Raw genomic sequence first — 13,592 nt, 5'->3', positions numbered from 1 at the left:
CTTCACCGGCGATCGCATTGCCATGCAAGCGGTGCCCGCGGTCAACCCATCTCCAGATTTTACAACAATGAGGACCGCCATGAGACTGAAAGACAAGATCGCAATCGTGACGGGCGGCGGCTCCGGCTTCGGCGAAGGCATCGTCCGTAAATTCGTCGCCGAAGGCGCCCGCGTCGTCGTGGCCGATCGCGATCAGGTGGCGGCCGAGTGCGTAGCCGGCTTGTTCGACGGCAAGGCGATTGCGTCCGTTGCGGATATCTCCGCCGAATCCGGCTTCGCTTCAGTCGTGCAAAAGGCCCAGCGGGAATTCGGCGGGCTCCACATCCTCGTCAACAATGCCGGCGTCGGTCACACACCGCAACCGCTCGAAACGGTGACGGACGAGATGTTCGACCGGATCGCCGGCGTCAACATGAAGTCGATCTACTACGGTGCAAAGATCATCGTGCCGCACTTCAAGCAGCAGAAATCCGGCGTGGTGCTCAATGTCGCCTCCACCGGCGGCGTCAGCCCGCGACCGAACCTGACCTGGTACAATGCCTCGAAAGGCTGGGTCATCACGGCGACGCGCGCGATGGCCGTCGAGCTCGCCCCGTTCGGCATCCGCGTCAACGCCATCAATCCCGTCGCCGGCGAAACGCCGCTCCTGAAGACCTTCATGGGTCAGGACACGCCGGAGATCCGCGCCAAATTCCTGTCGACGATTCCGCTCGGCCGCTTCTCCACGCCTGAAGACATGGGCAACGCGGCCGCTTTCCTTTGCTCGGACGAAGCAAGCATGATCACGGGCGTCGCCATGGAAGTCGACGGCGGCCGCTGTATCTGACGCAAGCAAATGCCGGCGGTGCGATCACCGCCGGCACTCGCTGCCGTCAGCCGTGATAGATTGAAATCGTCTTGGTCGTTGCAAAGCCGTAAAGGGCTTCAAAGCCCTTCTCGCGGCCGTGACCAGAACGCTTGACGCCACCGAACGGCAGCTCGATGCCGCCGCCGGCGCCGTAGTTGTTGACGAAGACCTGGCCTGACTGAATCCCGCGCGCGAGGCGGAATTGCCGCGCGCCGTCCCGGGTCCAGATTCCGCAGACAAGGCCAAAGGGCGTACCGTTCGCCAGTTCGAGCGCGTGCTGCTCGCTGTCGAAGGGCATGATCACCTGGACCGGACCGAAGATCTCTTCCTGCACGAGGCGGTGGCTGGGCGAAACGTCGCGGATCAGCGTCGGCTTGACATAGGCGCCACCCGCCGGCGCATCCGGCACGATCGTGCCCTGCGCGGCGAGACGCGCGCCGTCACGCTCGGCAAGGCCGATATAGCCGTCGACGATGTCCTTCTGGCGGCGCGAAACCACGGGACCGACATCGAGATCCGACAGCGCCGGTCCCACCTTCAGCTTTCGGTACGCATCGGTCATGCGTGCCGCAACCTCTTCGTAGACCGACTTCTCGACCAGGATCCGCGACGATGCGGAGCAGGTCTGGCCCGCGTTCTGAATGCCCGCCATCACCAGGAACGGCAAAGCCCGATCGAGATCGGCATCGGCAAACACCAGTTGCGGCGACTTGCCGCCAAGCTCCAGCGTCACCGGCACCGCATTGCGCGCCGCGGCGGCCTGCACCAGCGCACCGGTCGCCACCGAACCCGTGAAGGAAATGTGATTGATGCCGGGATGGCCGGACAAGGCCGCGCCTGCCTCCTCACCGGTCCCCGTGACAAGGTTGAACGCACCGTGCGGCAACCCCGCCTCCTCCGCGATGCGGGCGAACTCGATCACCGTGAGGCAGGCTTCTTCCGCCGGCTTCACGACGGCGGCGTTGCCCATGGCAAGGGCTGCACCAAGGCTGCGTCCGATGATCTGCATCGGATAGTTCCAGGGAATGATATGGGCGGTCACGCCGTGAGGCTCATACAGCGTGATGGCCGTAAAGCCGGAACGATAAGGGATGGTGTCGCCGTGAACCTTGTCGGCTGCAGCACCATAGAATTCGAAGTAGCGCGCCAGCGCCTCGACATCGGCCCGCGCCTGCCTGAGTGGCTTGCCGACGTCACGCGCTTCGAGATCCGCCAGCAGATCGACGTTCTTCAGAACACCCTCGCTGATCCGGTGCAGGATACGGCCACGGTCGGTCGCCGACATGCGCCCCCAGTCACCGGCCAGCGCCGCTCGGGCCGCCCGCACCGCGCGATCGATGTCTTCGCTGCTGCTGCGGGCAATATCGGCAAGATGCGAACCGTCGGACGGATCCAGGATCTCGAGACGGCGTCCATCGGCGGCATCGACCCAGCGGCCGGCGATGTGGTTGCGGTAAGTCCGTTCAGATTTCGACAAGGTCCGCGCTCCAGAGTTTGATCCTGCTGCAAGTCCTGCAAGACGCTTCTATCAAGTTTGTTTCCACCAAATTCGCTTTCGCGTCCATCAGAAATGCAGGCCCTTCAGAAATGCAAGCCTTTCAGAAATGCAAGCCTTTCAGAAATGCAAGCCTTGCCCCAACGCGCCAAGCGCAGCCTCGTGGATCGCTTCGCTCCGCGTCGGATGGGCGCCGATGGTGCCGGCAATGTCCTCGAGCACCGCCCCCATTTCGATGGCAAGTGTCAGCGACGACGTCAGTTCCGAGACTCCCGCCCCGACCGCCTGCGCCCCCAGCACGAGGTGATCGCTGGCGCGCGCGACGATCCGCACGAATCCCTCTTCATCCATCTGCGTCAGGGCCCGGCCATTCGCAGCGAAGGGAAACATCGCGACCTTGATCTCGTAACCGTCCGCCTTGCCGTCTGCCGTGGCCTCTTCCGGCGTGCGTCCGACCGAGATCACTTCCGGATCGGTGAAGCAGACCGAAGGAATGGCCCTGGCATCGAAGGAGCGGCGATGTCCGGCCATGATCTCCGCCACCATCGCGCCCTGCGCCATGGCGCGATGCGCCAGCATCGGCTCTCCGGTGAGGTCGCCGATCGCCCAGACATTCGACATCGATGTCTCGGAGCGATCATTGATCGCAACGAATTTTCCGTCCATCGCGAGATCCAGCCGTTCCAGGCCGAAGCCCTCGGTGCAAGGCCTGCGCCCGACCGCAACCAGTATCTTGTCCGCCGGCAGTTCGCGCGGGCCCTGCCCACGCTGCTCGATCAACAGGCTTTCGCCATCGCGCGTCAGCCCCTGAGCGTATGCCGAGGTGACGACACTGACCCTTAGCTCCTCGAGCCGCCTCACCACAGGTCGCGTCAATGCCGCGTCCCATCTCGGCAGAATCCGCTCGTCGGCCTCGACGACCGTTACGTCAGATCCGAGCTTTGCAAAGGCAATGCCGAGCTCAAGGCCGATATAGCCGGCGCCGACAACAACGAGCTTGCGCGGCCTCTCCGGCAGCGAGAGCAGATCGGTCGACGAGATGACATTGCCGCCGAACGGCAGCGTGGGCACCGCCTGCGGCACCGAACCTGTTGCGAGAACAAGATGCCTGGCGCGAACACGTATCGTCGCATCGGCCGTCTCGACCTTGACGGTCTTGCCATCCAGTATTTCGGCCATGCCTGAGATTACCGATACACCGCTTCTCTTCAGAAGCCCGGCAACCCCGCCTGTCAGGCGATTCACGATCGCGTCCTTCCACGCGACGGTCCGCCCGAAATCGAGCCTCGCCTCCCCCACACTCAGGCCAAACGGCGTGGTTTCACGTTGCCTATTGACGACGTGGAACGCATCCGCGGCGTGGATCAGCGCCTTGGAGGGAATGCAGCCGACGTTCAGACAGGTCCCGCCCAGAGCGGCACGCTCGATCAGCACGGTTCGCAATCCCAGTTGCCCGGCACGAATGGCGGCGACATAGCCGCCGGGCCCGCCGCCGATGATCACGACCTCCGCGGAGCTCTCATGCATGTCAGTTTCCAACCAAAAGCAGCGCCGGCGCCTCGAGCAACTCTTTCATGCGCCGGATGAATTGCGCGGCCTCGAAGCCATCGATGATGCGGTGATCGAATGACGACGACAGGTTCATCATCATGCGCGGAACGAATTGGCCTTCGCGCCACACGGGACGGATCATCATTCTGTTGACGCCGATGATCGCGAGCTCCGGTCGATTGATCACGGGCGTCGTTGCGATCCCGCCGAGATCGCCGAGACTGGTGATGGTGACGGTCGAACCGCCCAGCTCCTCGCGCTTCGCACTGCCATCGCGCGCCGCCGTCGCGAGCCGCCTGATCTCGTCCGCGCAGCTCCAGAGATCGCGCGTCTCGGCATGGAAGAGCACGGGCACCATCAGGCCGGATGGCGTCTGTGTGGCGATGCCGACATGAACTGCACCGTGGCGGCTGACGACCTCCTGGTCGTCGTCATAGGTTCCGTTCACCTGCGGAAAATCGCGCAGCGCGAGGACAAGCGACGCGACGACAAACGGCAAGACGGTCAACTTCGGGCGGCTGTCGGCAAACCGCGTGTTGAGCTGCTTGCGGCATTCCTCGAGCGCCGTGACGTCGATCTCCTCGATGTAGGAAAAATGCGCCACACGCCGGGTCGAGGCCGCCATCCTCTCGGCGATCTTGCGACGCAGACCAACGACCTTGATCTGCTCGACAGCATCATTACGCTGCACGATCCGGGGGCCACCAACGCCCTTCGATTGGCGAACATAGTCAGTAAGATCATCACGCGTGATCCGGCCCGCAGGGCCCGAGCCCGAAACCAGGCGGAGATCAATCCCCGACTCACGCGCCCGCGCTCTCACAGCGGGCGACGCAATCGGACGCAACAGCGCCGGCGGTGCGCTGGCGCTAGCCGTAGCGTCGCGCCGATCCGCTGCAGTCGGTTGCGTCACGTCCGGGGCAACCGGGTTCGGTTCCGAACCGGCGCCAACGACGATGCGCGCGACAGCGTCGTGCCCATTTGCGACGCCCTCATCGTCGGCGCCAAACCTGATTCCGACCAGCGCACTGCCGACAGCCAGACGCGCGCCCAGTTCTCCGCCGAGCTTGACGACCACGCCAGCCCTTGGCGACGGAATCTCGACCGTCGCCTTGTCAGTCATCACAGCGGCCAGGATCTGGTCCTCCTTGACCGCCTCGCCGACGGCCACATGCCATTCGACGATTTCCGCCTCGGCAACGCCCTCTCCGACATCGGGCAGCTTGACCAGCTCGACCGGCATCTCAATTCTCCATCAGCCGGATCAGCGCGCGGCCGACGCGATCCGGGCCCGGGAAGTAGTCCCACTCCTGCGCATGCGGATAAGGCGTGTCCCAGCCTGTGACCCGCACGACCGGCGCCTCGAGATGATAGAAGCATTTTTCCTGGATCAATGCGGACAGCTCGGCGCCAAAGCCCGACGTGCGGGTCGCTTCGTGCACGATCATGCAGCGGCCGGTCTTGATGACCGATCGCACGATGGTGTCGAGATCGAGCGGAACGAGCGACCTGAGATCGATGATTTCGGCATCGACACCAACCGCCCGACATGCCGCCTCGGCGACATGGACCATGGTGCCATAGGCCAGGATCGACACCTGCGTGCCTTCGCGGCGAACCACCGCTTCGCCGATCGGCACGGTGTAATACCCCTGCGGCGTTTCACTCAGCTCGTGCTTGGACCACGGCACGACCGGCCGATCGTGATGACCGTCGAACGGGCCGTTGTAGATTCGCTTCGGTTCGAGGAAGACCACCGGATCGTCGTCCTCGATCGCGGCGATGAGCAATCCCTTCGCGTCATGCGGGTTCGAGGGAATGACCGTCTTCAACCCCGCCACATGGGTGAACAGCGCCTCCGGGCTTTGGCTGTGGGTCTGCGCGCCGAAGATGCCGCCACCGCAGGGCATGCGCACCACGATCGGGGCGCTGAACTCGCCGGCCGAGCGAAAGCGCAAGCGCGCGGCTTCCGACACGATCTGGTCGTAGGCCGGATACATGTAGTCGGCGAACTGGATTTCAGCGACCGGCCTCAGGCCGTAGGCGCCCATGCCGACGGCGATGCCGACGATGCCGCTTTCGGAGATCGGCGTATCGAAGCAGCGCGATGATCCATATTTGCCCTGCAGGCCGTCGGTGCAACGAAACACGCCGCCGAAGCGACCGACGTCCTGGCCGAACGTCACGACACGGTCGTCCCGCGCCATCATCACGTCCATGGCATCGCGGATCGCCTCGATCATGGTCAAGGACGGCATGCTCAGAACCCAAGCTCCTGGCGCTGTTCGCGCAAGTGAGGCGGCATTGTCTTGTAGACGTCATCGAACATCGAGGCCGGGCTGCATTTCGAGCCCTCGACCAGCGTCCCGAAACCCTGCGCCTCCTTGGCCGCGACGGCGATCTCCTCCTCGAGTTCGGCCTTGAGCTGGACGTGACGCGCCTCGCTCCAGGCATCAATCCCGATCAAATGATCCTTCAGCCGCTCGACGGGATCGCCGAGTGGCCAGGCCGCCCGATCATTCGGCGGGCGATATTTCGACGGATCGTCCGAGGTCGAATGCGGTGCGGCCCGATAGGTCACCCACTCGATCAGCGTCGGCCCGAGATTGCGGCGGGCGCGTTCCACGGCCCAGCGCGCCGCCGCGTGAACCGCGAGATAATCGTTGCCATCGACGCGCAGGGCAGGAATTCCGTAGCCATGCGCGCGCGCCGCAAAGGTCGCCTGGGCGCCGCCGGCGACGGACTGCGCCGTCGAGATCGCCCATTGATTGTTGACCACGTTGAGGACCACGGGCGGGCGGTACACCGAGGCGAACACCAGCGCGGCGTGGAAGTCGTTTTCGGCGGTCGCACCTTCGCCGATCCAGGCTGCGGCCACGCGGCTGTCGCCCCGCATCGCCGACGCCATCGCCCAACCCACCGCCTGCACATACTGGGTGGCAAGATTGCCGGAGATCGAGAAGAAGCCGGCCTCGCGCGCCGAATAGAACACCGGGAGCTGACGGCCCTTCATGCGGTCCTTTTCGTTCGACAGCACCTGGCACATCAGGTCGACCAGCGACCAGTCCTGCGCGATCAGCAGCCCCTGCTGGCGATAGGTCGGGAAGTTCATGTCTCCCGCCTGCAACGCCGACTGGAAGCCGCAGGCGATCGCCTCCTCTCCGGTACACTGCATGTAGAAGGAGGTCTTGCGCTGCCGCTGCATCATGGTCATGCGGGCATCGTAAGCCCGCGTCTTCAGCATCGCGCGCAGGCCGGAGCGGAGCTGATTTACGGGACATGCCTCGGACCAAGGGCCGACCGCATGTCCGTCGGCATCGAGCACCCGGATCAGCTCGTAGGCGAGATCGCGGATCTCGCCCGCCTCGACATCGATCGCCGGGCGGCGAACCCGTCCCGCATCCGACAGCCGAAAGCCGCTGAAATCCGCCGTGCCGCCGAAACAAGGCTGCGGCTCGGGAACATGCAGGGTGAGAGGTTGAACGTTCATGCCACCGTATCCTCGGTTTCGACCGTTCGTCTGACGATTTCGACCGAACGGAGCGCGGGATGTCGTGCGAAGCGGGAGCAGAGGACCGAGGGATCGCGGTCCGGGCTTGCGTCGATGCCGAAGTCGATGGCCGCTCCGCCTTCCTCATCGACCAGCATCCGGAATTCGATCATCTGCAATCCGAAGCGCTGCACATCGTCCAGAAGCTGGGACGCCGCGGCAAGTGAGTCCGTGGCAACGGCCCTGAAGACGACGGACGAAGCGCGACAGGCGGCTGACGACATTGGCTGATCTCCTCGACAGGACTCTACTGCCGGGTCAACGGGTGATTTTCCCGATATTTTGTGGGATGGTCATGTTTTGCAGAAGAATCGTCTGCATATCCGGAGATATCTGATGAAATCGTCTTCCCGCGCGAAGCCGCGCACCAAGGCGGACCTCGACCTGGTCGATCGAAAGATCCTCTCGATCCTCCGCAACGAAGGACGGCTGACGATCAACGAATTATCCGATCGGGTCGGACTGTCGTCGTCGCCGTGCTGGTCGCGGGTCCGGCGCCTGGAGGAGATCGGCGCGATCAAGCACTATTCGGCGATCATCGACCACGTCGCCATCGGGCTGAAGGATATCGTCTTCATCGAAGTGACGCTGGACAAGCACGATGACAAGGTACTCGCCCGGTTCGGCGACGCCCTTGCAAAAATCCCGGAAGTGATCGAAGCCAATCTCGTCACCGGCGATTACGACTATCTGGTCAAGGTCGCGGTCGCCGACACCACGCATTACGAGCGCTTTCTCCGGGAGAAGCTTTACCGGATCCAGGGCATCCGGCACACCCGATCGACCTTTTCGCTGCGGACCCTGAAGCTCGTGACATCAGCCGATCCGCTGCTCATCAATGGGGGTATCTAATATTCACCGTACCAAAGCTATCGAAAAGCCTGGCGGGCGCACCGCGGCTCGCCCCCCCGGCGATGCGGACCAGGAAGAAGGCGACGACATTGGCGATCACCATCGCGACGAGGCCGCCCGCGCCGATCCGACCCAATGGGGAGAGAACAAAGTGATGACCCTTGTCGAGGCTGCCGCAGAATTTTTTCCGCACGGTCCGTTGACGTGATCAGCTCGCAGGTCCGAAGGGAGGACTTGGTGCTTTATCGTGTCCTCGGCGACATCGCGCCAGGTCCGTCTCCCTCGCGCGCGCCGATCGCCCTTCTTCCGGCTTCGAGCGGCTCAAGGTCATCACGAATCTGCCTTACCTGCTCCTGACGTCCTTGGCGTACGCCTCAAGATCGACGGGCATGGCTGATGTGCCTCAAATCATTGCGCATTTCATTGCGCACAAAAAACATCGAAACTATAAGTACTTGAAATAATGGTCGGAGTGGCAGGATTCGAACCTGCGACCCCTGCGTCCCGAACGCAGTGCTCTACCGGGCTGAGCCACACTCCGACAAGAGGCCGGCTTATAGCGTCGGGCTTGGCGCACCGCAAGCGGCCGAGTTGAGGAATTTTATCCCTGTGAAAACGGGTCTTGAAACGCTGATTTTACCGGCAGGCCACGCTGCCGCCGAAGCCGCCGCCCGGACGCTCGCGGCCGGAGGCCTGGTCGCGTTCCCGACCGAGACGGTCTATGGGCTAGGCGCGGACGCCGCCAACGCCACCGCGGTCGCTCATATCTACGCCGCCAAGGGCCGGCCGGCCTTCAATCCGCTGATCGCCCATGTCGCCGACATTGCCGCCGCGCAGGCCATCGGCCGGTTCGATGCACCGGCCCTGAAGCTTGCCGAGGCGTTCTGGCCGGGGCCGCTGACGCTGGTGGTGCCGAAGACGGGCGGCTGCCCGGTGGCGGATCTCGCCACGGCGGGCCTCGACACGGTCGCGATCCGCATCCCCGCCCACCCGGTGGCGCAGGCGATCCTGCGCGCCTTTGGCGGAGCGGTGGTGGCGCCGTCCGCAAACATCTCAGGTCACGTCTCGCCGACGCTGGCCGCCCATGTCGAGAGCGACCTTTCGGGGCGGATCGACCTGATCGTCGACGGCGGGCCTGTTACGGTCGGTGTCGAATCGACCATTGTCGGCTGCTTCGACGCACCGATCCTGCTCCGGCCCGGCGGGCTGTCGCGCGAGCGGATCGAGGCCGTGCTCGGCGCAGCCCTGGCGCGGCCGCCGGCGGAGGCCGAGAGCGACGACAGCCAGCCGCTGGCGCCCGGCATGCTGGCCTCGCATTACGCGCCGCGTGCCAGCGTGCGGCTCAATGCGCGCGACGTCGCGCCTGGCGAAGCGCTGCTGGCATTCGGCCCCGCGCGCCTGCCCGGCCTTGACGCCGCGTCAGCCGTCATGAATTTGTCGCCCACCGGTGATCTCGATGAAGCGGCCGCCAACCTGTTCGGCTATCTTCGCGCCCTCGATGCGAAGGGGTCGCGGACCATCGCGGTGATGACGATTCCCGAAGACGATTTGGGCGAAGCGATCAATGACCGGCTGCGCCGGGCTGCGGTTGCGCGATAAGAAGCGGAATGAGAGACGACGAGATGAACATCAACAAGCCCGCTACCCCTCCGCTTGCGCCCGAGCTGGTCGAACAATTCCGCAAGATCGTCGGCGACCGCCACGCGATCACCGATGCGGCCGACATCGAGGCCTACGTCGCCGAGGAGCGCAATCTGTTCCACGGCCGCTCGCCGCTGGTGCTGCGCCCGGGCTCGACTGCGGAGGTCTCGGCGATCTGCAAGCTCGCTTCCGATCACAGGATCGCGCTGGTGCCGCAGGGCGGCAATACCGGGCTCGTCGGCGGGCAGACGCCGCACAATGGCGAGGTCGTGGTGTCGCTGCGCCGGCTCGACAGGATCCGCGAGGTCGACACCGCCTCCAACACCATGACCTGCGAGGCCGGCGTGGTGCTGCAGATCGCGCAGCAGAAGGCGACGGACGTGGACCGGCTGTTTCCACTGTCGCTCGGCGCGGAAGGAAGCTGCACCATCGGCGGCAATCTCTCGACCAACGCCGGCGGCACCGCCGCGCTCGCCTATGGCGTCGCGCGCGAGATGGCGCTCGGGCTGGAGGTCGTGCTGGCCGACGGGCGCGTGCTCAACGTGCTGTCGAAGCTGAAGAAGGACAACACCGGCTACAATCTGCACAACCTCTTCATCGGCGCGGAAGGCACGCTCGGCATCATCACGGCGGCGACGCTCAAGCTGTTTCCGAAGCCGCGGGCCGTCGAGACCGCCTTCGTCGGGCTGAAGTCGCCGGCGGCGGCGCTCAAGCTGCTGACGATCGCGCAGGGTGAAGCTGCAAATGCGCTGACGAGCTTCGAGCTGCTCTCGGAGATGGCGGTCGACTTCTCGATCCGCCACGGCATCGACGTGCGCGATCCGCTCGAAGCGAAGCATCCCTGGTATGTGCTGATGGAATTGTCTTCGCCGGGCGACGATGCACGCACGCCCCTGGAAACGATCCTGACCCGCGCCATGGAAGACGAGATCGTCGACGACGCCGTGATCGCGGCCAACCTCACCCAGCGCGCCGGCTTCTGGAAGCTGCGCGACGAGATGTCGGCGGCGCAGAAGCCGGAGGGCGGCTCAATCAAGCATGACATCTCGGTGCCCGTCGCCGCCGTGCCCGCCTTCATCGACGAGGCCAATGCCGCCGTGGTCAAGCTGATCCCCGGCGCGCGACCGGTGCCGTTCGGCCATCTCGGCGACGGCAATTTGCACTACAATGTCAGCCAGCCGATCGGTGCCGACACCGCGGATTATCTGGCGCGCTGGCACGAGATGAACGCCGTGGTGTTCGAGATCGTGCTGCGCATGGGCGGCTCGATCTCGGCCGAGCACGGCATCGGCGTGCTCAAGCGCGACGAGCTGCCCGAGGTGAAGGACAAGACCGCGATCGAGCTGATGCGCGCCATCAAGGCGATGCTGGATCCGCAGGGAATCATGAATCCGGGGAAGGTGCTGTGAGCGTCTCACTTGCGATCGATGCGATTTCCGACGCCGACGTCGAGCCGGTCGTGGCGCTGTGGCAGCGCTGCGGCCTGACGCGGCCCTGGAACGACCCGCATGCCGACATCGCGCTGGCGCGGCGGCGCGACAATTCGACCGTGCTGATCGGCCGCGACGGCGGCGCGATCGTCGCCACTGTCATGGTCGGCCATGACGGCCATCGCGGCTGGGTCTATTACGTCGCCGTCGATCCCGATGGCCGCAAGCGCGGCCATGGCCGCGTCATCATGGCCGCGGCCGAGGACTGGCTGCGCGCGGCCGGCATCGCCAAGCTCCAGCTTCTGGTCCGCCGCGAGAATGCGCAGGCCAATGCGTTCTACCAGTCGCTCGGCTTCGAGGAATCCACGTCCGTGATGTTCCAGAAGTGGCTCGACGGCCGCGCTTCCACAACGTAGCTGGAAAACATCAATGACCATTTCCGATCGCGTCCGCATCAAGGACGTCCGCGTGCTCTCGAACAACTGGACCACGCTGAAGAACACCACGTTCGACTACCTGCGCGCCAGCGGCGAGTGGCAGACGCAGCACCGCGAGACCTATGAGCGCGACAACGCGGCCGCCGTGCTGCCGTATAATCGCGCGCGACGCACCGTGATCCTGGTGCGCCAGTTCCGCCTGCCGGCGTTCCTCCGCGGCTACGACGATCTGCTGATCGAGGCGGCCGCCGGCGTGCTGGACGACGCCTCCCCGGAGGTGCGCATCCGCGCCGAAGCCGAGGAGGAGACCGGCTATCGCCTGCACCACGTCCACAAGGTGTTCGAGGCCTTCATGAGTCCCGGCGCCGTGACCGAGAAGCTGCATTTCTTCGTCGCCGAATACGAGCCGGAGATGCGCGTCAGCGCCGGCGGCGGCCTCGAGCACGAGGGCGAGGACATCGAGGTGCTGGAGCTTTCCATCGACGAGGCCCTGGCGATGATCGCCGACGGCCGGATCATCGACGCCAAGGCGATCATGCTGCTGCAATATGCGGCGCTGCATATTTTCAGGTGAATTTGCAGGCTGCTTTCTTCCCTTCTCCCCTTGTGGGAGAAGGTGGCGCGAAGCGCCGGATGAGGGGTTCCGTCCGCGCGCATCGCAGCAGCTGAGTTCGCGGAAACAACCCCTCACCCGTCTCGCCGCTTCGCGGCGAGCCACCCTCTCCCACAAGGGGAGAGGGGAAGCCGCACCCTCCCATCTGCAATTCTGACCTGCGCCGCCCCTCCCCCGTTGAGCTCACCCCCGACTATCTCTAGTCTGGTCCCAACCAAGAACCAGGAGACGCGCCCCATGTCCGCTTCGCGCGACGACGAATTCGGCTTTGCGCCCGACCATGACTCTCCCGTCCCCTATATGCAGCGCACGCGCGACTATTACGCCGCGATCGGCTACACCACGCCGTATCGCTGGGCGCACCATGTCGAGGCGCCGTTCCAGCCGCTGAAGAAGCCGTTGGCCCAATCGCGCGTGACGATCATCACCACGGCCGCGCCGTACGATCCCACCAAGGGCGACCAGGGGCCGGGCGCGGCGTATAATGGCGGCGCGAAGTTCTACCAGGTCTATGACGGCGACACCTCGAAAGCGCACGACCTTCGCATCTCCCACATCGGCTACGACCGCAAGCACACCACGGCCACCGACAACGGAACCTGGTTTCCGCTGCCGCAGCTCTTGAAGGCGTCTGCCGCGGGCCGGATCGGCGAGGTTGCCCCGCGCTTCTTCGGCGCGCCGACCAACCGCAGCCATCGCGTCACGCTGGACACCGACGCGCCGGAGATTCTGGCGCGCTGCCTTGCCGACAAGGTCGATGCCGCCGTGCTGGTGCCGAACTGCCCGGTCTGCCACCAGACCACCGCGCTGGTGGCGCGGCATCTGGAGCGGAACGGCATTCCGACCGTGATCATGGGCTGCGCCAAGGACATCATCGAGCACGCCGCCGTGCCGCGCTTCCTGTTTTCCGACTTCCCGCTCGGCAACTCCGCCGGCAAGCCGCACGACGTCACCTCGCAGGCGCAGACGCTGGAGCTCGCGCTCAAACTGCTGGAGACGGCGAGCGGCCCGCAGACGACGATGCAGTCGCCGCTGCGCTGGAGCGAGGACGCCTCCTGGAAGCTCGACTACAACAACGTCGCGCAGCTCTCAGCCGAAGAGCTGGCGCGCCGCCGCGCCGAATTCGACAAGCAGAAGGAGATCGCGCGCGGCAACCGCGCCGCCTGACGTCCTCCA

14 protein-coding genes and 1 tRNA gene are annotated in these 13,592 nt (G+C 64.9%); 7 read left to right on the top strand and 8 right to left on the bottom strand.

Annotated elements, in window-relative coordinates; translation table 11 throughout:
- Positions 1–79 precede the first annotated feature (79 nt).
- Positions 80–826 carry a glucose 1-dehydrogenase gene (locus tag AC1RUR_RS15440; RefSeq protein WP_492845357.1) on the top strand — a complete coding sequence of 249 codons (747 nt, stop codon included), beginning with the start codon at positions 80–82 and terminating at the stop codon, positions 824–826.
- Between the two features lie 46 nt (positions 827–872).
- Here AC1RUR_RS15440 and AC1RUR_RS15435 read toward each other — a convergent pair whose 3' ends face one another.
- The 6 genes from AC1RUR_RS15435 to AC1RUR_RS15410 all read right to left on the bottom strand — a co-directional run bounded on the left by AC1RUR_RS15435 (position 873) and on the right by AC1RUR_RS15410 (position 7,667).
- Positions 873–2,324 (bottom strand): aldehyde dehydrogenase family protein, encoded by a 1,452-nt coding sequence (locus AC1RUR_RS15435; RefSeq protein WP_492845355.1) that lies wholly within the window; start codon positions 2,322–2,324, stop codon positions 873–875.
- Positions 2,325–2,462: 138 nt separating this feature from the next.
- Positions 2,463–3,869 (bottom strand): dihydrolipoyl dehydrogenase, encoded by a 1,407-nt coding sequence (gene lpdA, locus AC1RUR_RS15430; RefSeq protein ID WP_492845353.1) that lies wholly within the window; start codon positions 3,867–3,869, stop codon positions 2,463–2,465.
- 1 nt (position 3,870) lies between these two features.
- The gene (locus AC1RUR_RS15425) at positions 3,871–5,136 is read right to left on the bottom strand and encodes a dihydrolipoamide acetyltransferase family protein (RefSeq protein WP_492845351.1); all 1,266 of its coding nucleotides are present in this window, start codon (positions 5,134–5,136) and stop codon (positions 3,871–3,873) included.
- A gap of 1 nt (position 5,137) precedes the next feature.
- On the bottom strand, positions 5,138–6,151 hold the full coding sequence (locus tag AC1RUR_RS15420) for an alpha-ketoacid dehydrogenase subunit beta (protein WP_492845349.1): 1,014 nt from the start codon (positions 6,149–6,151) through the stop codon (positions 5,138–5,140).
- 2 nt (positions 6,152–6,153) lie between these two features.
- Complete coding sequence (locus AC1RUR_RS15415; RefSeq protein WP_492845347.1) at positions 6,154–7,383, bottom strand: thiamine pyrophosphate-dependent enzyme; 1,230 nt, start codon at positions 7,381–7,383, stop codon at positions 6,154–6,156.
- Positions 7,380–7,667, bottom strand: coding sequence for a hypothetical protein (locus AC1RUR_RS15410; RefSeq protein WP_492845345.1), 288 nt, complete (start codon positions 7,665–7,667; stop codon positions 7,380–7,382). The genes AC1RUR_RS15415 and AC1RUR_RS15410 overlap by 4 nt, the downstream gene beginning before the upstream one ends.
- A gap of 112 nt (positions 7,668–7,779) precedes the next feature.
- On the opposite strand from AC1RUR_RS15410, the gene AC1RUR_RS15405 reads away from it, so the two are divergent.
- Positions 7,780–8,295 (top strand): Lrp/AsnC family transcriptional regulator, encoded by a 516-nt coding sequence (locus AC1RUR_RS15405; protein WP_492845343.1) that lies wholly within the window; start codon positions 7,780–7,782, stop codon positions 8,293–8,295.
- Here AC1RUR_RS15405 and AC1RUR_RS15400 read toward each other — a convergent pair.
- A complete protein-coding gene (locus AC1RUR_RS15400) occupies positions 8,279–8,488 on the bottom strand; it encodes a hypothetical protein (RefSeq protein WP_492845341.1) in 210 nt (69 codons plus the stop codon). The two genes, AC1RUR_RS15405 and AC1RUR_RS15400, sit on opposite strands and share 17 nt — an antisense overlap.
- Before the next feature lie 271 nt (positions 8,489–8,759).
- A tRNA-Pro gene (locus AC1RUR_RS15395) sits at positions 8,760–8,836 on the bottom strand.
- A gap of 68 nt (positions 8,837–8,904) precedes the next feature.
- Between AC1RUR_RS15395 and AC1RUR_RS15390 the strand changes: the two genes are divergently transcribed.
- From AC1RUR_RS15390 to AC1RUR_RS15370, 5 genes are all read left to right on the top strand, one after another.
- Positions 8,905–9,894, top strand: coding sequence for an L-threonylcarbamoyladenylate synthase (locus AC1RUR_RS15390; RefSeq protein ID WP_492845339.1), 990 nt, complete (start codon positions 8,905–8,907; stop codon positions 9,892–9,894).
- A 23-nt stretch (positions 9,895–9,917) separates the two neighbouring features.
- Positions 9,918–11,345, top strand: a complete 1,428-nt coding sequence (locus tag AC1RUR_RS15385) for an FAD-binding oxidoreductase (protein WP_492845939.1) — start codon at positions 9,918–9,920, stop codon at positions 11,343–11,345.
- Positions 11,342–11,782 carry a GNAT family acetyltransferase gene (locus tag AC1RUR_RS15380; RefSeq protein ID WP_492845337.1) on the top strand — a complete coding sequence of 147 codons (441 nt, stop codon included), beginning with the start codon at positions 11,342–11,344 and terminating at the stop codon, positions 11,780–11,782. Before AC1RUR_RS15385 ends, AC1RUR_RS15380 begins: the two co-directional genes overlap by 4 nt.
- A 13-nt stretch (positions 11,783–11,795) precedes the next feature.
- Positions 11,796–12,377: a GDP-mannose pyrophosphatase gene (locus AC1RUR_RS15375; protein ID WP_492845335.1), complete on the top strand. Its 582-nt coding sequence runs from the start codon at positions 11,796–11,798 to the stop codon at positions 12,375–12,377.
- Between the two features lie 276 nt (positions 12,378–12,653).
- On the top strand, positions 12,654–13,583 hold the full coding sequence (locus AC1RUR_RS15370; protein WP_492845333.1) for a glycine reductase: 930 nt from the start codon (positions 12,654–12,656) through the stop codon (positions 13,581–13,583).
- The last annotated feature ends 9 nt before the right edge of the window (positions 13,584–13,592 follow it).

Source organism: Bradyrhizobium sp. GW821-FHT12B03 (assembly GCF_058807535.1).
This window is presented reverse-complemented; position numbering and strand designations above follow the sequence as displayed.